The 21,342-nt window shown below is 65.6% G+C and carries 23 protein-coding genes; 8 read left to right on the forward strand and 15 right to left on the reverse strand.

The features are described from left to right. Window positions 1–54: 54 nt before the first annotated feature. From B0I00_RS07040 to B0I00_RS07080, 10 genes are all read right to left on the reverse strand, one after another. The gene (locus B0I00_RS07040) at window positions 55–174 is read right to left on the reverse strand and encodes a DUF2474 family protein (protein ID WP_100866690.1); all 120 of its coding nucleotides are present in this window, start codon (window positions 172–174) and stop codon (window positions 55–57) included. Continuing rightward, a complete protein-coding gene (gene cydB, locus B0I00_RS07045; protein ID WP_100866691.1) occupies window positions 174–1,172 on the reverse strand; it encodes a cytochrome d ubiquinol oxidase subunit II in 999 nt (332 codons plus the stop codon). Before cydB ends, B0I00_RS07040 begins: the two co-directional genes overlap by 1 nt. Next, window positions 1,169–2,602, reverse strand: coding sequence for a cytochrome ubiquinol oxidase subunit I (locus B0I00_RS07050; RefSeq protein ID WP_100866692.1), 1,434 nt, complete (start codon window positions 2,600–2,602; stop codon window positions 1,169–1,171). The genes cydB and B0I00_RS07050 overlap by 4 nt, the downstream gene beginning before the upstream one ends. A gap of 353 nt (window positions 2,603–2,955) precedes the next feature. Beyond that, the gene (locus B0I00_RS17010; RefSeq protein WP_157812492.1) at window positions 2,956–3,852 is read right to left on the reverse strand and encodes a hypothetical protein; all 897 of its coding nucleotides are present in this window, start codon (window positions 3,850–3,852) and stop codon (window positions 2,956–2,958) included. Next, window positions 3,836–4,672 (reverse strand): HipA family kinase, encoded by an 837-nt coding sequence (locus B0I00_RS07055; RefSeq protein WP_157812493.1) that lies wholly within the window; start codon window positions 4,670–4,672, stop codon window positions 3,836–3,838. Before B0I00_RS07055 ends, B0I00_RS17010 begins: the two co-directional genes overlap by 17 nt. Then, a complete protein-coding gene (locus B0I00_RS07060) occupies window positions 4,669–5,730 on the reverse strand; it encodes a ribonucleotide-diphosphate reductase subunit beta (protein WP_100866694.1) in 1,062 nt (353 codons plus the stop codon). Before B0I00_RS07060 ends, B0I00_RS07055 begins: the two co-directional genes overlap by 4 nt. Window positions 5,731–5,976: 246 nt before the next feature. Continuing rightward, window positions 5,977–6,351, reverse strand: a complete 375-nt coding sequence (locus tag B0I00_RS07065) for a PepSY domain-containing protein (RefSeq protein ID WP_100866695.1) — start codon at window positions 6,349–6,351, stop codon at window positions 5,977–5,979. 99 nt (window positions 6,352–6,450) lie between these two features. Beyond that, entirely contained in the window at window positions 6,451–6,648 is a 198-nt protein-coding gene (locus tag B0I00_RS07070) for a hypothetical protein (RefSeq protein ID WP_100866696.1), read from the reverse strand. Between the two features lie 4 nt (window positions 6,649–6,652). Beyond that, window positions 6,653–7,105 carry an SPFH domain-containing protein gene (locus tag B0I00_RS07075; protein ID WP_232730156.1) on the reverse strand — a complete coding sequence of 151 codons (453 nt, stop codon included), beginning with the start codon at window positions 7,103–7,105 and terminating at the stop codon, window positions 6,653–6,655. After that, on the reverse strand, window positions 7,087–9,117 hold the full coding sequence (locus B0I00_RS07080) for a ribonucleoside-diphosphate reductase subunit alpha (RefSeq protein WP_232730157.1): 2,031 nt from the start codon (window positions 9,115–9,117) through the stop codon (window positions 7,087–7,089). The genes B0I00_RS07075 and B0I00_RS07080 overlap by 19 nt, the downstream gene beginning before the upstream one ends. Before the next feature lie 615 nt (window positions 9,118–9,732). Here B0I00_RS07080 and B0I00_RS07085 point away from each other — a divergent pair. Continuing rightward, the gene (locus B0I00_RS07085) at window positions 9,733–9,984 is read left to right on the forward strand and encodes a GlsB/YeaQ/YmgE family stress response membrane protein (protein WP_100866698.1); all 252 of its coding nucleotides are present in this window, start codon (window positions 9,733–9,735) and stop codon (window positions 9,982–9,984) included. After that, window positions 9,981–10,604: a GNAT family N-acetyltransferase gene (locus tag B0I00_RS07090; protein ID WP_232730158.1), complete on the forward strand. Its 624-nt coding sequence runs from the start codon at window positions 9,981–9,983 to the stop codon at window positions 10,602–10,604. Before B0I00_RS07085 ends, B0I00_RS07090 begins: the two co-directional genes overlap by 4 nt. On the opposite strand, the gene B0I00_RS07095 is transcribed toward B0I00_RS07090, so the two are convergent. From B0I00_RS07095 to B0I00_RS07110, 4 genes are all read right to left on the reverse strand, one after another. Beyond that, the gene (locus B0I00_RS07095; RefSeq protein ID WP_100866699.1) at window positions 10,601–11,482 is read right to left on the reverse strand and encodes an alpha/beta fold hydrolase; all 882 of its coding nucleotides are present in this window, start codon (window positions 11,480–11,482) and stop codon (window positions 10,601–10,603) included. The two genes, B0I00_RS07090 and B0I00_RS07095, sit on opposite strands and share 4 nt — an antisense overlap. Before the next feature lie 62 nt (window positions 11,483–11,544). Next, window positions 11,545–12,615, reverse strand: a complete 1,071-nt coding sequence (gene ppk2, locus B0I00_RS07100) for a polyphosphate kinase 2 (protein WP_100866700.1) — start codon at window positions 12,613–12,615, stop codon at window positions 11,545–11,547. 96 nt (window positions 12,616–12,711) lie between these two features. Continuing rightward, complete coding sequence (gene nadB / locus B0I00_RS07105) at window positions 12,712–14,289, reverse strand: L-aspartate oxidase (RefSeq protein ID WP_100866701.1); 1,578 nt, start codon at window positions 14,287–14,289, stop codon at window positions 12,712–12,714. Then, window positions 14,286–15,233 carry an ABC transporter ATP-binding protein gene (locus B0I00_RS07110; RefSeq protein ID WP_100866702.1) on the reverse strand — a complete coding sequence of 316 codons (948 nt, stop codon included), beginning with the start codon at window positions 15,231–15,233 and terminating at the stop codon, window positions 14,286–14,288. Before B0I00_RS07110 ends, nadB begins: the two co-directional genes overlap by 4 nt. Window positions 15,234–15,307: 74 nt before the next feature. Between B0I00_RS07110 and B0I00_RS07115 the strand changes: the two genes are divergently transcribed. The 6 genes from B0I00_RS07115 to B0I00_RS07140 all read left to right on the forward strand — a co-directional run bounded on the left by B0I00_RS07115 (window position 15,308) and on the right by B0I00_RS07140 (window position 20,106). Beyond that, the gene (locus tag B0I00_RS07115; RefSeq protein WP_100867137.1) at window positions 15,308–15,547 is read left to right on the forward strand and encodes a zinc-finger domain-containing protein; all 240 of its coding nucleotides are present in this window, start codon (window positions 15,308–15,310) and stop codon (window positions 15,545–15,547) included. A gap of 43 nt (window positions 15,548–15,590) precedes the next feature. Beyond that, the gene (tldD, locus tag B0I00_RS07120) at window positions 15,591–17,024 is read left to right on the forward strand and encodes a metalloprotease TldD (RefSeq protein WP_100866703.1); all 1,434 of its coding nucleotides are present in this window, start codon (window positions 15,591–15,593) and stop codon (window positions 17,022–17,024) included. 92 nt (window positions 17,025–17,116) lie between these two features. After that, entirely contained in the window at window positions 17,117–17,518 is a 402-nt protein-coding gene (locus B0I00_RS07125; RefSeq protein WP_100867138.1) for a hypothetical protein, read from the forward strand. A gap of 153 nt (window positions 17,519–17,671) precedes the next feature. Further along, window positions 17,672–18,919: a cytochrome P450 gene (locus B0I00_RS07130; RefSeq protein WP_100866704.1), complete on the forward strand. Its 1,248-nt coding sequence runs from the start codon at window positions 17,672–17,674 to the stop codon at window positions 18,917–18,919. Window positions 18,920–18,921: 2 nt separating this feature from the next. Further along, on the forward strand, window positions 18,922–19,566 hold the full coding sequence (locus tag B0I00_RS07135; protein WP_100866705.1) for a TetR/AcrR family transcriptional regulator: 645 nt from the start codon (window positions 18,922–18,924) through the stop codon (window positions 19,564–19,566). A gap of 45 nt (window positions 19,567–19,611) precedes the next feature. Further along, window positions 19,612–20,106 carry an asparaginase domain-containing protein gene (locus tag B0I00_RS07140; RefSeq protein WP_100866706.1) on the forward strand — a complete coding sequence of 165 codons (495 nt, stop codon included), beginning with the start codon at window positions 19,612–19,614 and terminating at the stop codon, window positions 20,104–20,106. Here the strand turns inward: B0I00_RS07140 and B0I00_RS07145 are convergent. Next, window positions 20,103–21,341, reverse strand: coding sequence for an MFS transporter (locus B0I00_RS07145; protein WP_100866707.1), 1,239 nt, complete (start codon window positions 21,339–21,341; stop codon window positions 20,103–20,105). The genes B0I00_RS07140 and B0I00_RS07145 overlap by 4 nt on opposite strands. Between the last annotated feature and the right edge of the window lies 1 nt (window position 21,342).

Here is a 21,342-nt window from a genome sequence, read left to right on the forward strand (position 1 = left end):
GTCCGACGCGGCACAGGCCCGCTTCGGCGATTGGTTAACGTTTCGCCCGGCCCGTCACGCCCTCAGCCACAGGCGCAGGAGCAGGCCGACTGCGCCCAAGGCCAGCACGCTCGCCCCCCAGATCGCCGCCATCCAGGCCAGCCGCTGCCACAGCGGGGCGGGCGCCGGGTCCATCAGTGGTAGCCGTCCCCGCCGACCTTGCCGCGGAACACCCAGTACGACCAGGCGGTATAGGCCAGGATCAGCGGCAGGGTCAGCGCGACGCCGACCAGCATGAACACCTGGCTGCGGTGCGGGGCGGCGGCCTGCCAGATGGTCAGCGAAGGCGGGACCACGTTGGGCCAGATCGTCACGCCGATGCCGGCCATGCCCAGCGCGAACAACGCCAGCGCCAGGAAGAACGGCTGCGCGTGGGTGTCGCGCCCCAGCGCGCGGAGCAGGGCAAGGCCGGCCAGCGCGGTCACCACCGGCACCGGCAGCGCGTACCACAGCGTCGGCGCGGTCAGCCAGCGTTCGGCATATTCGGGGCGCAGAGCCACGTTGTAGAGGCTGACGAGGCCGAGCAGCGCCAGCGTGGCGAGCGCCGCGCCGCGCGCCAGCCGCCGCGCATGGGCCTGCCCCGCGCCGTCGAGCTTCCACACCAGCCAGGCCGCGCCGAGCAGGGCATAGCCCGCCACGGTGCCCAGCCCGACCAGCAGGGTATAGGGCGTCAGCCAGTCCCACCACGACCCGGCATAGGCGCGGCCTGTCACGCGGATGCCCTGCAGCAGCGCGCCCAGCGTCATCCCCTGCGCCAGCGCGGCGACCAGCGATCCGGCGGAAAAGGCAAAGTCCCACGCACGGCGGTGTCCGGGATCGCGCCAGCGGTATTCGAAGGCGACGCCGCGGAACACGAGGCCGAGCAGCATCGCAATGATCAGCGGGTAAGTGGCGGGCAGGATCACCGCATAGGCCAGCGGGAAGGCGGCAAACAGCCCGCCGCCGCCCAGCACCAGCCAGGTCTCGTTCCCGTCCCACACCGGCGCGATGGAGTTCATCGCCCGGTCGCGTTCCGGCCCCACGGCAAAGGTCGGGAACAGCACGCCGATGCCAAGGTCGAACCCGTCCATCACCACATAGGCGAAGACGGCAAAGGCGATGATGAAGGCCCAGATGACGGTCAGGTCCATCATTCGTCCTCCGGCTTATCGGCCCCGCCGCCCAGCGCGCTGGCCGGGCCGGGGGTGATCCCGGCGGTGCGGATCGGGGCGACATCGGCGGCGGGCACGCCGCTTTCGTGCGCGTGGGGCGGGTCCTTCATCAGGTGCAGGATGTACCACACGCCAAACCCGAATACCGCGAAATAGACCACGACGAAGGCCAGCAGCGATGCCGCCACCGCCGGCGCGTCGAGCGGGCTGGCCGCATCCTTCGTGCGCAGCAGGCCGTAGATCACCCAGGGCTGGCGGCCGACCTCGGTCGTCACCCAGCCCGCGATCACCGCAACGAAGCCGGCGGGCGACAGCGCCACGGCGGCGCGGTGCAGCCACGGCCAGTCGTAGAGCCTGCCCCGCAGCCGCGCCAGCGCCGCCCACAGGCCAAGGCCGAGCATGGCAAAGCCGATGCCGACCATCACGCGGAACGACCAGAACACGATCCCCACCGGCGGCTGGTCCGCGCGCGGCACGGTGTCCAGCCCCGCCAGCGGCGCGTTTGGATCGTGCTTGAGGATCAGCGAGGAGGCCTTGGGTATCTGAACCGCATAGCGCACCGTCTGCGCCGCGCTGTCGGGCAGGCCGAACAGGATCAGCGGCGCGCCTGTCGCGTGGCTCCGGTAATGGCCTTCCATCGCCATGACCTTGGCCGGCTGGTGCTCCAGCGTGTTGAGCCCGTGCAGGTCGCCCGCCGCGATCTGTGCCGGCACGGCGGTGGCCGCCATGCCCATCGCCATGGCGAACATCTTGCGGGCATAGGGATTGCTGCGGTCCTTCAAAAGGTGCCAGGCGCCCACCCCGCCCACCACGAAGGCCGTGGTGATATAGGCCGCCAGCACCGTGTGGACCAGGCGATAGGGAAAGCTGGGGTTGAACACGATCGCCGCCCAGCTCGGCCCCGGCAGAAACTGGCCGTTCGCGCCGATCTCGAACCCCGTGGGCGTCTGCATCCACGAATTGACCGACAGGATCCAGAACGCGGAGACGAAGGTGCCGAAGGCGACCATCAGCGTCGCGGCAAAGTGCAGCCCCTTGCCCACGCGGTTCATGCCGAACAGCATCACGCCCAGGAACCCCGCTTCCAGGAAGAAGGCGGTCAGCACCTCGTAAGCCATCAGCGGGCCGATCACCGGCCCGGCCTTGTCCGAAAACACCGCCCAGTTGGTGCCGAACTGGTAGGACATGACGATGCCCGACACGACCCCCATGGCAAAGGCGATGGCAAAGATCTTCAGCCAGTAGCGGAACAGGTCGAGGTACAGCGCCCTGCCGGTTTTCAGCCACAGCCCCTCCAGCACGGCAAGATAGCTCGCCAGCCCGATCGAGAAGCTGGGGAAGATGAAATGGAAACTGACCGTGAAGGCAAACTGCATCCTGGCCAGCGTCAGCGCGTCGAAGAGGTCGGTCATGGCCCGCCCCTATAGCGCATCGCGCAGGGTTTGGCGTTGCAACTATGGCACGAGGTGTGGCGCGCTTTGCACTTTGGCGACGGCCGGGATGGGCCTAGGGCGAAAGGCTCGGCAGGCGGCGGGCAGGGTGCTAGGCTGCGCTGCCATGCCCCCGTGTGTCCGCGCGGTGCTGTTTTACTGGGCCTGGGTCTTTGCCGCGGGCATCGCGTTCGAAACGGCGCGCACGTTATGGCTGGCCCCGCGATTTGGCGATCTGGCCGCCAGACATGAGGTGGTTCCTTTTTGTAGCCGTGATAAAATCAGGAAATCATCGAACAATCACACTTTGTGCTCGAAAATTGACTGAAGTTATCTCAGTTCAATTTCCGTGTCGGCAAAGCACTCGCATGAAATAGAGAAGGTCTAGTTTCAGCTGTATCGACAGGTTCGGCCAAGGACACAAAGTTAGTAATAAATTTTGCTCGCTGCTCAGCACTCTCCCAATTAATAACTTCCGCGCCTTGATGTTGCGCGGCATAGAGAGAAGGGGAGATGGCGGCCTCAATTTCAGCGTTGGAGCTGTAAATTAGTCTCGGACGGACGTGTTGGTTTTCGAAATTTATTCGAGCATGCTCAAATGTCAGCGCTGACATCGCGATTTCGTATAAGCAGCGATGTAGCGAAACACTATCAGACGTTGCATCGACAGACTCCACTACATGCATTGCGCCATTTTGGAGTACAAAATCCGCGACGACACCTTGGCTAAGTTCATGCTTGTAAATCACCCGGTGAGAATCCAAACCTTCTTCGCGACGCGCCATTATTTTTTCCGATAGCAGTGCCTTTCTAATGTCTTGGCGGAGCTTAGACGAACGCTTCTTTACTGGGCGCAAGACCGCCGGTTCCGGCTCTACGTACCGACGAAGAAGGTCGCTTACACAGTACAAATAAATTTCGTTAGTACTGCAGTCGAATGAACCCTGCTGCACGAATGAAAAAGAGGTCAGATTTGAGAGATTTTCTAAAACCTTTGAGTTTTCGAAGGGTCGACCGCCAAGCTTATTAGCGAGGTCAGGTAACTCGACAATATCCGAAATGATGTCGGCGGGTTCTATAGCAGCGGAGATGGCGCGCAGCTTGTCTAACTTGTTCGAGTGAAAGACTTCAAGTACCCCATCTCGGTCTACGAGCAAACCAACGTTCAATCGCTCGTCACGCTGAGCGTGAGAAGCAAACTTGATGACCGCAAATTTACAGGACTTGGCCATCGTCTAGTTTCGATCGCAGCGCATCGATTCGATACCCCAAGCGCTGACTGGCCCAAAAATCACAGAGTGAATCCCTTTCCCGCTGATCCGTCCACTCGAATGGCAAGCCTTCAAAAAAGCTTCCGAATACGGCAGACGGTACGGCCCCTATTTTCGTTAGCATCTGGTGTGCTGAATCCGGAAAAAACCCGTGCACGATGCGCAATAGCTTCGCTACTGTAACCGTCTCGGTCTCTGCAACTGGAAATCGATCCGGCGGTGCATTTGCAAGCTCTGCTGCGGCAAAATCGATAGGGCAAAGTCTGAGCCTGCTCCCGTCTTCCAGCGCAATTATGTTGTCGATGCTCCTATCCCAGTTGTCTAGGAACATGTCGAAAATGTGGAGTTGGCTCAGCCATCTGCCGGGGAAGTCGACATGACGACCAAGCTCGTCTCGCCTCTCCGTCCGGAGAAAGCGCTTTTTTGCGGCGTCCGATGCAGTCGAGGGCAGCCTCCTTGAACCGAAAAATGTTTCCCCTGTCAGGTCGTCTTCGATCACCCTGAATCCTGGCGTCGGAAGACCTACTTCTTGGGCCAACGACGAGAAGACGAACTCACGAAGGCGGATCGGTTGACCACTTCGGTCATCCTTGCAGAAGTAAAACTCTCCGTCATCTGCCCTACCGGCGAGGGCAATGTGGGCGCCTGCTGGAGGAAATTCACGGGTATTGAGCCGAGCAGGAAACATCGGCTTCTGAGACCCGAAATCTGAACTCAGAATAGGGTTTTGCCCGGTTCCCACTTTCGGTAGCCGCAGAGCTTCGAGTTTTTTGCCACTCATTCAGCTGCATCTGCTCCAAACATATCCGGCTCACCCGCCACATCGTCGGCTTCGTTCGCGGCAACAACTTCGCTGCCCTTGGCCTTGCGGCGCTGGTCGAAGCTGGACCAGACGTCCTGCCAGTTGCCCTTGGTCGCGCCCTTCGAATATTCGGTGGCGCGGGTTTCGAAGAAGTTGGCGTGCTCCACGCCGTTGAGCAGCGGGGCGAGCCAGGGGAGGGGGTGGTCCTCGATCATGTAGATCGCGGGCAGGCCCAGCTGGCCCAGCCGCCAGTCGGCGATATAGCGGATGTAACGCTTGATTTCCTTGGCGCTCATCCCCGGGACCGGGCCCTGTTCGAAGGCCAGGTCGATGAACGCGTCTTCCAGGCGAACGGTCTTCTGGCAGCAGTCGATGATGTCTTCCTTCACCGCCTTGGTCAGGCAGCCCCGTTCCGCCACGAAGGCGTGGAACAGGCGGGTGATGCCTTCGCAGTGCAGGCTTTCGTCGCGCACCGACCAGCTGACGATCTGGCCCATGCCCTTCATCTTGTTGAAGCGCGGGAAGTTCATCAGCATGGCAAAGCTGGCGAAGAGCTGCAGCCCTTCGGTAAAGCCGCCGAACATGGCCAGGGTGCGGGCGATGTCTTCATCGCTGTCGACGCCGAACTGGGCCAGGTAATCGTGCTTGGCGCGCATTTCCTCGTATTCGAGGAACATGCCGTATTCGCTTTCGGGCATCCCGATCGTGTCGAGCAGGTGCGAATAGGCCGCGATGTGGATCGTTTCCATGTTGCTGAACGCGGCCAGCATCATCTTGACTTCCGTGGGCTTGAACACCCGGCCGTACTTGTCGTGATAGCAGTCCTGCACCTCGACGTCGGCCTGGGTGAAGAAACGGAAGATCTGCGTCAGCAGGTTGCGCTCGTGGTCGGACAGCTTCTGCGCCCAGTCGCGGCAGTCCTCGCCCAGCGGCACTTCCTCGGGCATCCAGTGGACCTGCTGCTGGCGCTTCCAGTAGTCGTAGGCCCACGGATATTCGAAGGGCTTGTAGGTCTTGCGGGCTTCGAGAAGGGGCATGGGCTTACGACTCCGGACAGGCGATTTGCGAGAGATATAGACGAGGCGCGGGACGGCCCGAAGGCATGACCGCGCGAGCGCTGGGGAAAAGGTTAATCGGGCTGGAACCGGCTGGCCCGCTCGCGGTTTTCACCTGCGATGCGGGCCGGCGGATTCCCCACCGCCGACCTGCAGCCCGAACGGGCAGCGGGCGCCGCAATGGGGTCACCGAGCACAAGAGTGGCGCCCGCGTCAGTTCCGGAAAGACTACTTCCAGAACCAGCCGGGCTTGAGCGAGCGGTCCTTGCGGTGCAGCCACATCCGCACGTAGAGCCACAGGCCGGAAAAGGCGAAGAAGATCATCGCGAAGCCCGACAGGACGGCGATGGCCGTGCCCAGGGGTCCGAATTCCTCGCCCGAATGAAGGTGGTGGAAGAAGCCTACCCAGGCGCGCGGGCCATCGGCCGCAGGCTTGGGCCGGCACACCATCGTTTCGGGGCAGACGAACCCGGCCGGCGCCGCCGCCTGCGGGGCCCCGCCGGTCGGCCACAGCGCGGCCACGTGGCTGAGCACGCCCGTCACTGCGATCCACAGCAGGAAAACCCCGAACATCACCGAAAGCCAGCGGTGCCACTTGCGCATTCATTCTACTCCTGAGTTGTTGCGAATCACTCGCAACAACAAGCGGCGCGGCGGCGAAAGCGCAAGGGCTGTTCTGTCGCCAATTGTATTTGTCCCGCGTCACGACCAGTGCCCCAGCGCCAGGGTGAAGACGATCAGCGCAAGGCCCCCCGCCGTCAGCATCATGCCGACGATGCGCAGGCCATAGGCCTGGCCCTCGCTGCCTCCCGCGCCCTTCAGCGCGCGCACCAGGGTGAGGACGCCTGCCAACAGCAGGACGATCCCGATCCCCAGGGCCAGGGGTGAGGCAGGCCGCATTGCCTTATTGCTGGTCGAGGCGGCGCGCCTCGGTCACCGGCAGGCCGGCCTCGGTCGGCACGTAGATCAGCGACGACTTGCTGTTCTCCAGCGCCTGGATCTGCAGGTAGCGCAGGTAGCCTTCCGGCCCGCCGAGCGAGTTCTGCAGGATGGCGTTGGCCTTGGCCGCCCCTTCGGCGCGGATCAGCTCGGCCTCGGCCAGGCTGATCGCGCTTTCCTTCTTGGCCCGCGCTTCCAGGATCGCGACCTGGCGGCTCGATTGCGCCTCGGCCAGCGCCGCCTCTCCCGCCAGCCGCTGCTGGTACACGCGGTACTGCGGCCAGCCGACCAAAAGGCCAACGACCAGCGCGGCGATGATCGCCACGCCTGCGGCGCTGCAGCCCGTCCTGCCGTCCATGGTCAGCGCCCCCCTGAGCCGTTCGGATACCGGGTCCGCCATCACTGGCAGGCCAGGCATTCCTCGTAGTCGGTTTCCTTGGCGGCGAGTTCGAGGACCGGCGCCGAGGCGGTGTTGTCCGCTTCCACGCCGCCGGCGAACCCGGCCCGCTGGACCGACTTCGAGCGCAGGTAATAGAGGCTCTTGATGCCCTTCTCCCAAGCCTGGAAGTGCAACTGCATCAGATCCCACTTCTCGACATCGGCGGGGATGTAGAGGTTGAGGCTCTGCGCCTGGTCGATGAACGGGGTGCGATCGGCCGCGAATTCGAGCAACCAGCGCTGGTCGATCTCGAAGCTGGTCTTGTAGACCGCCTTTTCATCAGGGGACAGGAAGTCGAGGTGCTGGACCGAGCCGCCGCGTTCGAGGATTGAGTTCCAGACGTTGGTCGAATCCTTCGACTTCGACGCGAGCAGCGCCTGAAGGTAGGGGTTCTTGACCACGAAGCTGCCCGACAGCGTCTTGTGGGTGTAGATGTTGGCCGGGATCGGCTCGATGCAGGCCGAGGTGCCGCCGCAGATGATCGAAATCGACGCGGTCGGCGCGATCGCCATCTTGCACGAAAAGCGCTGCATCACGCCCATGTCGGCCGCGTCGGGGCAGGCGCCCCGTTCCTGCGCGAGGAGCAGCGAGGCTTCGTCGGCCTTGGCCGCGACGTGCTTGAACATTTTCAGGTTGAGGGCCTTGGCCATCGCGCTTTCGAAGGCCACGCCCTTCTTCTGCAGGTACGAGTGGAAGCCCATGACACCCATGCCGACGCTGCGTTCGCGCATCGCCGAATAGCGGGCGCGGGCCATTTCGTCGGGCGCGCGGTCGATATAGTCCTGCAGCACGTTGTCGAGGAAGCGCAGCACGTCCTCGATGAAGCGCTCGTCCTTGTTCCACTCTTCCCAGGTTTCGAGATTGAGCGAGGACAGGCAGCACACCGCCGTGCGGTCGTTGCCGAGGTGGTCCTTGCCGGTCGGCAGCGTGATTTCCGAGCACAGGTTCGAGGTCGAGACCTTCAATCCCAGGTCGCGGTGATGCTTGGGCATCATCCGGTTCACGGTGTCGGAGAAGACGATGTAGGGCTCGCCCGTGGCGAGGCGGGTTTCGACCAGCTTCTGGAACAGCGCGCGCGCATCGACCGTGCCGCGCACCGACCCGTCCTTGGGGCTGCGCAGGTTGAACTCGGCGCCGTCGCGCACCGCTTCCATGAACTCGTCGGTCAGGAGGACGCCGTGGTGAAGGTTCAATGCCTTGCGGTTGAAGTCGCCCGACGGCTTGCGGATCTCGAGGAACTCCTCGATTTCCGGGTGGCTGACGTCGAGATAGCAGGCGGCCGAACCGCGGCGCAGCGAGCCCTGCGAGATCGCGAGGGTCAGGCTGTCCATCACGCGGACGAAGGGAATGATGCCGCTGGTCTTGCCGTTGAGGCCGACCGGTTCGCCGATGCCGCGCACCGCGCCCCAGTAGGTGCCGATGCCGCCGCCGCGGCTGGCCAGCCAGACGTTCTCGTTCCAGGTGCCGACGATCCCTTCGAGGCTGTCGGACACGGAATTCAGGTAGCACGAGATCGGCAGGCCGCGGTTGGTGCCGCCGTTCGACAGCACCGGGGTCGCCGGCATGAACCACAGCTTCGAGACATAGTCGTAAAGCCGCTGGGCGTGCTGCTCGTCGTCGGCATAGGCCGAGGCGACGCGGGCGAACAGGTCCTGGTACTTCTCGCCGGGCAGCAGGTAGCGGTCGTCGAGCGTTTCCTTGCCGAAGTCGGTCAGCAGCGCGTCGCGGGCGTGATCGACCACGACCGCGAAGCGGCGCTCGTGGATCGCCTTGCTGTCGTCGGCCGGCTTCACCGCAGCCTTGACCATCTCGCCCATCGCGCCGGCCAGAGCATCGGCGCCCAGCCGGTCGATCAGGTCTGCCGAACCGGCATCGGTCTTGTCCGCCATCGTCACTGCCGGGGTTGCCCCCGCCTCCTTCTTCGTGCTGCCAGAGGGAGCGGTGGTCGCGGCCGCTGCGGTATCGTCCAGCGCTGCTTCAACTTCGGCCATGCTTGGCTCGTCTCCGTTCCTGAAATCCACTGTGTTCGCCCCCGTTCAAGCTCGCCCAGGCGCCGCACGATGCGAGCGCCATGTTCTGCCTCTGTTCGAATCGGTGCCGAAGCTCCGATCCTACTCGCCTTATGAGAACGAAACGAGAAAAACTTATCCCGTATCGATCCCCAGCGTGGTCCCCTGACGAGCCGTGTTCGCAACCCGAATCCCGCCCGCGGCGCCTGGCGCGCTGTTGCGGTTGAATCTAAGTCTTGAGCCCCCCGGCTTGCCGGACCACTATCTATAGTGCCCATGCGCGACTCCGGCGCAAGAGGGTAAATCAAGCGATAACATCGAAATCGATCGCGCAAAGGACCTGCCGGCGATCCCGCGTTGCAGCGACGCGCGGGAAAAGCGCCACTCGTCGCGACCGCAAGAGTCAAAGTGAATCTGTGAAAAAAAATATGTCCGGGAACAGCGCTTCGCAGGCGTTGACACGGATAGAATCGGGGCCGGAAATTTTGTTGCAGTCGGCAGGGCCCGATCCGCCCGATCGCAACCAGCCTTGCCGCTTGATTACACTAAGGCACCGGCTATCGTAGAGGCCTTCCAAAGGATCCGAAAGGCTTGTTCATGCTCAATATCATTGGCGCCGTGGTCAGCGGTCTCGTCATCGGGGTGCTGGCGCGGTATTTCTACCCCGGCGCGGTGACCATGGGCCTTGGCATGACCATGCTGCTGGGCATTGCCGGATCGCTGCTGGCGGGCCTGATCACCACGCGCGGCCGGAGCGGGGAGGGCCTCAACCGCGCCGGGTGCCTCGCCTCGATCCTCGGCGCGATGGCGCTGATCTTCCTCGGCCGGATGATGGGCTGGCATTTGTGACCGAACCGGCGCCGCGGCGCAGCCCGCCTCTGATCGGCGAGGCGGGCGCGGCGCAGGGTGCGGCCATGGCCGTGTCGCTGGCGCGCGCCTTTGCCGATGATCCGGCGATGCGCTGGATCATGCCCGATGCCGCCGAACGCCATCGCCGCCTGCCGCCCCTGTTCCGGACCCTGGTCGCAGACGAGCTCGCTTCGGGCTGGGCGCTCGCCTCGCCCAAGTGCGAGGCCGTGACCTTGTGGCGGGGCAGCGAGAAGGTCCACGAAAGCCCGTGGCGCATGATCGCCGGTCTGCCGACCTTCCTGCGCATTCTGGGCCGCAACGTGCTGCGCGGTATGGCGGTCGGCAATGCGATCGAGGCGCATCATCCCAAGGGGCTTCAATACCATTACCTGCACTTTGCCGGCGTCGATCCCGCGTTCCAGGGGCGCGGCTGGGGAGGCGCGGCGATCCGCGCGGGGCAGGACCGGGCGCGGGCCGCGGGCCTCCCGGTCTATCTCGAAACGGCGACGCCGGAGAACGTCGGGCTGTACCAGGCGCTGGGCTTTCGCGTGACGGGCGAATGGACCGTGCCGCGCGGCGGCCCCCATTTCTGGTCGATGTTGTGGGAGCAGCCGGCCTAGCGGGCGATGCCCGCGATCGCATCGGCGATCTCGTCGACCAGTTCCACCGGGATGTCGTGGCCCATGCCGGGGATGATCCTGATCTGCGCGCCGGGGATCGCGGCGGCGGTATCCTGGCCCCCTTCGACCGGCACCAGCGGATCGTCGGCGCCATGAATCACCAGCGTCGGAACCTTGACCCCTTTCAGCCGCTTGCGACGGTCGCCGTCATCGATGATCGCGGCAAGCTGGCGGCCCGGGCCCGTCGGGTGGAAGCTGCGCCGGTAGTCGCGTTCGATCCGCTCGCGCAGGCGCGTCTCCTCGGCCGGATAGCCCGGGCTGCCGATGGCGCGCGAAATGGCAACGCCAAAGGGGATGACATCTTCCATCGACGCGTCGGCCGGCGGGCGGTTCATCAGCGCCGCCAGCGCCTCGGGCTTCGAACGCGGCAGGCGGGGGTTGCCGGTGGTCGACATGATCGAGGTCAGCGACAGCACGCGGTCGGCGTGGCCGATCGCGACGAGTTGCGCGATCATTCCGCCCATCGAGGCGCCGACCACATGAGCCTTGTCGATCTTCAAGGCGTCGAGCAGGGCGACCGCATCCTCGGCCATTTCGGTCAGGCGATAGGGTAGCCGGGCGCGCAGCCCGAACAGCCGCATGAGCGCCACGCGGCGCAGGTTGGGAACGCCCGCCTCGGTGAACTTGGTCGACAGGCCGATGTCGCGGTTGTCGTGGCGGATAACGTAGTAGCCGCGGGCGACAAGCGCCTCGACCAGCTCGATCGGCCACAGCGTCAGCTGCGCGCCGAGACCCATGATCAGCAGCAGCGGCGGATTGGCCGGATCGCCGTGGGCTTCGTAGGCGATATCGATTCCGTTGACGTGGACCTGCGGCATGGTGGCTCCCTGTTCGCTGTGCCGCAAGGCTGGCGCGAAGCCGGCGCCAAGGCAAGCCTCGACTAGTCGGGAAGCGAAGGAGTCGCCTTCTCGCCGCGTTCGAAGATCTTGCTCGCGCGCCCGACCAGCAGCGGATCGACCGCGCCGACCACGTGGTCGTTCCGCCCCTCGTAGGGAAGCGTACCCAACACGAAACGCATGGCGTTCAGACGCGCGCGCTTCTTGTCGTCGCTCTTGATCACGGTCCACGGGCACAGGTCCGTATCGGTGGCGCGGAACATGGATTCCTTGGCTGCGGTGTAATCGTCCCACCTGTCGAGGCTGGCGACATCGACGTGGCTCAGCTTCCATTGCTTCAGCGGGTGCATCTTGCGTTCGGTGAAGCGGCGCAGCTGCTCCTCGCGGCTGACCGAGAACCAGAACTTGATCAGGTGGATGCCGCTGCGCACCAGGTTGCGTTCGAATTCGGGCGCCTCGCGCAGGAACTCGTCATATTCCTCGTCGGTGCAGAACCCCATGACGTGTTCGACCCCGGCACGGTTGTACCACGACCGATCGAACAGCACGATTTCGCCCTTGGTCGGCAGGTGCCCGACATAGCGCTGGAAATACCATTGCCCGCGCTCGACCTCGCTCGGCTTTTCCAGCGCGACGACGCGCGCGCCGCGCGGGTTGAGGTGTTCCATGAAGCGCTTGATCGTGCCGCCCTTGCCCGCCGCGTCGCGCCCTTCGAAGACGATTACCACGCGCTCGCCGCTGTCCTTGATCCAGGTCTGCAGCTTGAGCAATTCGGCCTGGAGCAGGAACTTCTCGCGCTCGTAATCCTGGCGCAGCATCTTGTACTTGTAGGGGTAGCCGCCTTCCTTCCACCCGGGGGCGAGCTCGTCGCTGGTCTTGCGCAGGGGAATCGATGAGGGCGGCAGGCCGAGATGCTCGCGCAGCCGCTCGGCATCGTCGGGGGCGGAGCCGGCGATCAGCGCTTCGAGTTCCTTCATCGCGCCGCGCGCGATCAGCGACTGGGCGACCGAAAACAGGCCGGACTGGGCGGCGACGACGCGCTCCTGCGCCAGACTCGCGCCGATTGCGGCGCGGGCCAGCTCGTCGGGGCTGCTTTCGTTGGTTTCCTCGGTCATCAAACGCCGCTGCTAGAGCCGGACTCGGCCCAATTCCATGTGCGAATTGTTGCACCTTCGCGACACGGCGGCAACACTGTCGCGAACAAGGACGGGTCAGGGGACCAGGATGGTGTCCTTCGCCACGGCCAGCGTTCCCGGGTAATCGAGGGTGTAGTGCAGCCCCCGGCTCTCGTGACGGGCAAGCGCGGACCGCACGATCAGGTCGGCGCATTGCAGAAGGTTGCGCAGTTCGATGAGATCGGTCGACACGCGGAAGTGGCCGTAATAGTCCTCGATCTCGCCAGTCATCATCTGGATGCGGTGCTGGGCTCGTTCGAGCCGCTTGGTGGTCCGCACGATCCCGACGTAGTTCCACATGAAGCGGCGGATCTCGGTCCAGTTCTGCTTGATGATCACCTCTTCGTCCGAATCGGTGACGCGGCTCTCGTCCCAGGCGCGCACCGCGGGCGGCGCCTCGAAGCTGTCCCAACGGTCGAGGATGTCCTTCGCCGCCGCCTCGCCGAAGACGAAGCATTCGAGCAGGCTGTTGGAGGCGAGCCGGTTGGCGCCGTGCAGCCCGCTTTCGGTACATTCGCCTGCCGCGTAGAGCCCCGGCAGGTCGGTTCGCCCATCGAGGTCGATCACGATCCCGCCGCAGGTGTAGTGCTGCGCGGGCACCACCGGGATCGGGCCCGTGGTCATGTCGATGCCCAGCCCCAGCAGCTTTTCGTGGATGTTGGGAAAATGCTCGCGCACGAACTCGGGCGGCTGGTGGCTGATGTCGAGATGGACGAAGTCGAGCCCGTCGCGCTTGATTTCGGCGTCGTTGGCGCGGGCGACGATATCGCGCGGCGCCAGTTCCGCCCGCTCGTCGTAGTCGGGCATGTAGCGGTGCCCGGTCTTCGGGTTGATCAGCCGCCCGCCCTCGCCGCGCACCGCCTCGGTGATCAGGAAGTTCTTGACCTCGAGGTTATAGAGGCAGGTCGGGTGGAACTGCATCATCTCCATGTTGCCGACCCGCGCGCCCGCGCGCCAGGCCATGGCGATGCCGTCCCCGGTCGCCCCGCGCGGCGCGGTCGAGAACTGGTAGACGCGGCCCGCCCCGCCGGTGGCGAGAATCGTCGCGTGTGCAACGTGCGCCTCGACCGTGCCGGTCTGCTCGTCGAGGGCATAGACCCCCCAGACCCGGCCCGACCCCGAATAGCGTTCCTCGTGCTTGCCGTTAATGAGGTCGATGCACGAGCGGTGCGGCAGGAGCGTGATGTTGGGGTGCGCAGTCGCGGCCTTGAGCAGCGCTTCCTGCACCGCCCAGCCGGTCGCGTCGGCAACGTGCACGATGCGGCGGTGCGAATGGCCGCCTTCGCGCGTCAGGTGCAGCTCGTTGCCTTCGTGGTTGAATGGCACGCCGAGGTCGATCAGGCGCTGGATCGCGTGGGGCGCCTGTTCGATCACGAACTCGACCGTTTCGAGCCGGTTCAGTCCCGCGCCGGCAATCATCGTGTCGCGGATGTGGTTTTCAAATGTGTCGCCCGCGTCGAGCACTGCGGCGATCCCGCCCTGCGCCCAGGCGGTCGACCCGCCGGTCAGCTCGCCCTTTGCAAGGACCAGCACCTTGACCCGGTCGGCCAGGGCCAGCGCCGCGGTCAACCCCGCCGCGCCCGATCCGACGATGATGACGTCGGGTGCGCTCACGCCGCGCGCCCGACCGCGCTGGTCAGGCTGACGAAGACGTCCTCGAGATCGGCCTCGCGGGTGGTCACGTCGACGATGCCGAAGCCCTGGCCCTGCAACTGGGCAAGGACCTCGCCGGCATTGGTCCGGTCCTTGTCATAGGTAACCTCGATCACCCGCTCGCCGACATTCTCGCACTTGAGAAAGCCCGGATTGGCGGGCAGTTCGGCAACGTCGCGGTCGAGCGTTAGGACGACCACCTTTTCGCGCGCCATGCCGATCAGTTCGCGGGTCGGCTTGTTGGCGATCAGCTCGCCGTGGTTGATGATGGCGATGCGGTCGCACAGCTGCTCCGCCTCCTCGAGGTAGTGCGTGGTCAGCACGACGGTCACGCCGCCAGCGTTGAGTTCGCCGACCAGATCCCACAATTGCCGGCGCAGCTCGACGTCGACCCCGGCGGTCGGTTCGTCCAGCACGATCACCGGCGGCTGGTGGACCAGCGCCTTGGCGATCAGCAGGCGGCGCTTCATCCCGCCCGAAAGCGTGCGGGCATAGGCGTTGGCCTTGTCGGAGAGGTGGACTTCGCTGAGGATCTGCAGGCTGCGCCGCGCCGCCTTGGGCACGCCATAGAGACCGGCAGTGTTCTCCAGCACCTCGAACGGGGTGAAGAAGGGATCGAAGACGATTTCCTGCGGGACGATGCCGATCGACCGCTTGGCGTTGCGGGGGTGTTCGTCGATATCGAAGCCCCAGATGCTGGCCGTGCCGCTGGTCTTCATGACCAGGCCGGCGAGGATGTTGATCAGCGTCGACTTGCCCGCGCCGTTGGGGCCGAGCAGGCCGAAGATCTGGCCTTCGGGCACATCGAAGCTGACGCCCTTCAGCGCGTGCTTGGCCGGGGCGCCGCCCTGCGCGGCATAGACCTTGGCCAGGTCGCGGATCGAAATCGCGGCGGGTGTATCCATGGCCAGTGCTTTGCGGCTTCGGGCGGCGTTCGTAAAGGCTGGAAATGGGCGCGCGCGCTCGCTATGGCGCGGCCATGATCCAGCCGCCCGAAACCGCTTTCGTTACCTCCACCCGCGTTTCCTGCGATGGCGCCCGCGACATCCCGGGCGGCGCGGCCCTGGGCCACCCGCGCGTCTGGCTGGAAATCGACGAGCACGGCTATGTCGACTGCGGCTATTGCGACAAGCGCTTCGTCCTGACGGGCGGTCCGGCCGACGGCGCCGCGGGCGGTACCGACGTGTCCGCGGGCAGCAGCAACACCCCGCATCCGTAAGTCCGGCACTGGCGCTGCCCGGGAAGCCGCCTATATCGGTGGCATGACAACGCCCGATCCCCGTTCGCTGCTCTATCGCCAGATCACGCCAGAAGAGGCGCTGACCGTCACCCGCGAGACGCTGAAAAGCTGCGATGACGGTGAACTCTACATGCAGTTCATCGCCAGCGAGACCTTTGCCTTCGACGACGGACGGCTGAAGACGGCGGACTATTCGCGCGACGCCGGCTTTGGCCTGCGCGGTCTGTCGGGCGAGATGACCGGCTTTGCCCACGCCAACGAGATCAGCCTCAATGCCATCCGCCGCGCCGGCGAAACGCTGCAACTGCTCGATCCGGCCAAGGGCCAGGCCGCACCCCCGCCGCGCCCGACCAACCGGCACCTCTACACCGACCTGTCCCCGCTCGATGCGATTCCCTTTGCCGACAAGGTGGCGCTGCTGGAGACGATCGACGCCGCCGCCCGTGCCCGCGATCCGCGCGTGGTGCAGGTCAGCGCCAGCCTGTCGGCCAGCTGGTCGGTGATCGAGATCGTCCGCGCCGACGGTTTCACCGCCGGCGACGTGCGGCCGCTGGTGCGCCTCAACATCGGCATCGTGGTCGAACAGAACGGGCGGCGCGAAACCGGCTCGTTCGGGATCGGCGGCCGGCGGCTGTACGACGACCTGTTCCTCCCCGAAACCTGGAACCGGGGGATCGACGTCGCGCTGAACCAGGCGCTGGTCAATCTCGACAGCGTGGCCGCACCGGCGGGCGAATGCCAGGTCCTGCTCGGCCCCGGCTGGCCCGGCGTGCTGCTGCACGAAGCGGTCGGCCACGGTCTCGAAGGCGATTTCAACCGCAAGGGCACCAGCGCCTTTTCCGGCCGCATCGGCGACCGCGTCGGCGCGCCGGGCGTGACCGTGGTCGATGACGGCACCATGCTCGGCGTCGGCGGGCAGGGACGGCGCGGATCGCTGTCGATCGACGACGAAGGCACGCCGACCCAGGAAAACGTGCTGATCGAGGACGGCATCCTCAAGGGCTACATGCAGGACCGGCTCAACGCCCGGCTGATGGGCGTGCCCGCCACCGGCAACGGGCGGCGCGAAAGCTATGCCCACGCGCCCATGCCGCGCATGACCAACACGTTCATGCGCGCCGGGAACGACAATCCGGACGAATTGCTGAGCCGCATGAAGAGCGGGATCTTCGCCAAGAGCTTCGGCGGCGGGCAGGTCGATATCGTCTCGGGCAAGTTCGTGTTCTCCTGTACCGAGGCCTACAAGGTCGAGAACGGCAAGCTCGGTGCGCCGATCAAGGGTGCGACGCTGATCGGCGACGGGCCGACCGTGCTGACCCGGGTAGTGGGCATAGGCAACGATCTCGCGCTCGACGAAGGCGTCGGGGTTTGCGGCAAGGGTGGGCAGGGTGTGCCCGCAGGCGTTGGCCAGCCCACGCTGCTGGTTGCGGGGCTGACCGTCGGCGGCACCGGCTGACCATTCGGCAAGTCGGGCCAGGCGGTGTTGTTTCACCGCCGGTTCAGCTAGAACGGGCTATCGCTGGAACGCGACTCAACGGGAGCATGAACATGCGCAGGATCGGTCTGGCCCTTATCGCCGCCACTCTGGCCGCAGGCGCGCCGAGCGCCATGGCCGCACCGCGCCAGACCGGCGAGGAACGCCTTGCCAAGATGCTCGAAGGGCGCGAGGCCGGCAAGCCGGTGAGCTGCATCAGCCAGATGGCCGCACGCGACCAGACGGTCATCGACAAGACCGCGCTGGTCTACAAGTCGGGCAGCACGATCTGGGTCAACCGCCCGCGCAACGCCGAGGATGTCGACGATGACGATATCCTCGTGGTCTATCCGACTGGCGGTTCGTTCTGCCGGCTCGACCGCGTCCAGACGCTCGACCGGCCGGGCCACTTCATCACCGGATTCCTGATGCTGGATGACTTCGTCCCCTATCGCCGCGTCGCTGCGCGCGACTGATTTTCAGGCTGCTTCTGATTGGCGCCGTTCGCATCTCCGGGTGCGAACGGCGTTGCCGTATGCGGCGCTCGCGCTGCAGCGGATTGACGGCGCGCCGAAAAAGTTTAGGGTGCGCACCCTAGACGGGCACGACGCCCGCGGGAGAGGATTGCCATGGCCACAGCCGCAGTTGAGCGCAGCGCAGAGCCGCTTGCCCCGATCGACGTCAGCCGCCCCGAACTCTATGCCGAAGACCGCTGGCAGGAACCGTTCCGCCGCCTGCGTTCCGAAGCGCCGATCCAGTACGTGCCCGACAGTGCGTTCGGTCCGTACTGGTCGGTCAGCACCTACAAGCCGATCGTTTTTATCGAGGCGTTGCCGAGGATCTTTTCCTCGAGCTGGGAATACGGCGGCATCGCCATTCCGGGCATCGTCGACGCACCGATGGAAAACGAAGTGCGCATGCCGATGTTCATCGCGATGGATCCGCCGCACCACACCGCGCAGCGCCGCACCATCGCGCCCTCGTTCGGGCCCAGCGAAGTCGCCGCGATGAAGGCCGAGATCCAGCAGCGCACGGCCGAGGTGCTCGATTCGCTGCCGGTGGGCGAGGCGTTCGACTGGGTCGAGCGCGTGTCGATCGAACTGACAACGGGCATGCTCGCCCGACTGTTCGACTTCCCGTGGGAGGAACGCCACAAGCTGACCTACTGGTCGGACATGGGCGGCGATGTCGAACGCATGACCACGCCTGAAGGCCATGCGGAGCGCAACGCCGCGCTGACCGAGATGGGCGAGGCTTTTGCCGCGCTGTGGGCGCAGAAGGCGGCCCATCCGGGCAAGGACCTGATCTCGGTCATGCTGCAATCCGAAGCGATGAGCCACATGAGCCCGCAGGAATTCGTCGGCAACCTGATCCTGCTGATCGTTGGCGGGAACGATACGACCCGCAATTCGATGTCCGGCTTCGTCTATGGCCTGTCGCAGTTCCCCGAAGAGCGTGCCAGGCTGGAAGCCGATCCCGCGCTCATCCCCGGCGCGGTGCAGGAACTGATCCGCTGGCAGACCCCGCTGTCGCACATGCGCCGCACGGTGCTGGAAGATACCGAGGTTGACGGCGTGGCGATGAAAAAGGGCGACAAGGTCGTCATGTGGTACGTCTCGGCCAACCGCGACGAGAGCGTTTTCAAGGATGCCGACCGCATCATCATCGACCGCGAGAACGCCCGCCGCCACCTGTCCTTCGGTTATGGCATCCACCGCTGCGTCGGCGCGCGCGTGGCCGAACTGCAGCTTTGCACCCTGCTCGAGGAGATGGGCAAGCGCCGCCTGCGCGCCAACCCGGTGGCCGAGCCGGAACGCGTGCCGGCCTGTTTCGTCCACGGCTACAAGAAGCTGATGGTCGAACTGTCGCACTACTGACGATGCGCACCCGCGACCGGATCGTGGCAGCGGCCCGCGCCCTGTTCAACGAACAGGGCTTCGGCGCGGTTACCACCGCCGCTCTGGCGGCGCAGTGCGGCATATCCGAAGGCAACCTTTGGTATCACTTCAAGACCAAGCGCGACCTGATGGAAGCGGTGGCCGACCAGTTCGCCGAGACCATCGACGCGCGGCTCTTGCTGCGCCCCGATCCCGACGGGGACGGGATCGCCGACTATGCCCGGCTGATCGGCGCGCTGATGGAGGAATTCCGGTTGTTCCGGTTCCTCTACCGCGACCAGGCCGCCTACGGCGAGCACGCCCCGGTCATTGGCCAGCGCGCGCCCGAATGGATCGAGGCCACCTTTGCGCAGATCGAGGCGCATCTGGCCCGGCTGGTCGATGAAGGGCAACTCGCCTGGCCGCGCGCCGGGCTGCGCGACCTGTCGATCAATGCCACGATCATCCTGCGCTACGGCCTTGAACACTACCGCGAACTGGGCGAGCCGACCGGCACCGGCACCGGGGCCGTGCGCCGCACGATGGAGCGCCACCTGACGCTGTTCCAGCACGCGCTGGAACCGGCCGCGGCCAGGCGGCTGCGCACCGCGCTGGCCGAGATTGCGGAGATCCCGATCGCCGCCTGATCAGCGGTACTGGTCGCGGCGATCACACGCGGCTAAGGGCGGGGCATGACCAGCCCAGCGATCCTCGTGCTCACCACCGGCGGCACGATCGACAAGAACTATTTCGATGCGCTCAGCGAATACCAGATCGTCGACAGCGGCATTCCGGCGCTGCTCACCGAGGCGCGCGTCGCCCTGCCGTTCCGCGTCGTCGAACTGATGCGCAAGGACAGCCTCGACCTTGGCGAGGCCGACCGCGTGCTGATCGCCGCGGCCGCCCGCGAGGCGCCCGAGACGCGCATCGTCGTGACCCACGGCACCGATACCATGACCGAAACCGCCAAGGTCCTGGCAGCCGAAGTGCCGGGCAAGACGATCTGCCTGACCGGCGCGCTCAGTCCGGCGCGCTTTGCCGAGACCGATGCCAATTTCAACCTCGGCATGGCTTTTGCGACCGTCCAGGCCGCTGTGCCGGGCGTCTACATCGCGATGAGCGGGCAGGTGTTCGACGGGCTGAAGGTGCGCAAGGACCGGGCGGCAGGACGCTTCGTCGCGCTCTAGGCGGCGTCGAACTGGCGGATCGGCGGCACGGCCTTCCACCACCACAGCGCGCCCAGCGCCGGCACCAGCGCGGTCAGGGCAAAGGCCCAGCCATATCCGCCGAGGCGGTCGATCATCAGCCCCGTCGCGATCGGTCCGACGATGCCCGACGTGTTGCCGATCATGTTCTGGATTCCGGTCCAGCCGCCCGCGGCGCGCGGACCGGCGAACATCTGTGCAATGGCAAAGACGTTGGTCGACAGCAGGCTTGTGGCAAAGCCGGCCAGCACCAGGCACGCGCCCACCGCGACGGGTGAATGGGCGAAGAACACCGCGCCGATCGCGACGGCGATCAGCGCCTGCCCGGCGACCATCAGCAAGCGGCGCACCCGTGCCTCGTCGGCGCCGGACTGAACCCACCGGTCCGATGCGCGGCCCATGACCAGTGCCATCACGCCCTGCACCGCAAAGCCCAGGGTGGTCAGCACCGTCATGTCGCCGATCGACAGGCCGCGTTCCTTGACCAGATAGAGCGGCAGCCAGGTCAGCAGGAAGTAGAACCCGTAATTGGTGCAGAAGTGGCCGACGCCGACCAGCCAGACGGTCGGGACGCGCAACAGGCGGCCCAGCGGAACCGGATCGACCACGGGCACGGCGACGTTGCCGCTGCGCAGCGGCGCCGCGGCGGCCTGCCACGGCACCAGCCACAGCAGCGTGACCGCGCCGAAGATCCAGAAGATCGGCCGCCATCCCTGGCCTTCGAGGATCAGCCCGCCGCTGAGCGTGCCGACCGCCGGGCCGAAGGCGATGGCCGCGGCGACCATGGCGTTGGCCATGCCGCGGCTGGTGGCGGGCACTTCGGCGGCGAAGATCTTGGAGCTGCCGGGAAAGGCGATGCTCTCACCAAGGCCCAGCAGCAGGCGCAGCACGATCAGCAGGGCGAGGCCGCTCACGAACCCGGTCAGCAGCGTGGCCAGCGCCCACAGCGCGATGCCCGCGGCAAACATCCGGTAGACGCAGAACCGGTCGCACAGCCAGCCGACGACCAGGCACAAGGGCGCATAGGCCCAGAAGAACGCGGAAACCGCCGTGCCGAACCCGGTAGCCGACAGGCCCAGTTCCGCCTTCATCAGCGGCGCGGCAATCCCGATCGCGCCGCGATCGACATAGTTGAGCAGCACGGCCAGCGCGACGAGTGCGACAATCCAGTTGAGCCGCGCCGTGCTTACGCGCTGCGGATATGCTGCCGATGCCATG

The sequence above is a fragment of the Novosphingobium kunmingense genome (genome assembly GCF_002813245.1).
Taxonomy (GTDB): Bacteria; Pseudomonadota; Alphaproteobacteria; order Sphingomonadales; family Sphingomonadaceae; genus Novosphingobium; species Novosphingobium kunmingense.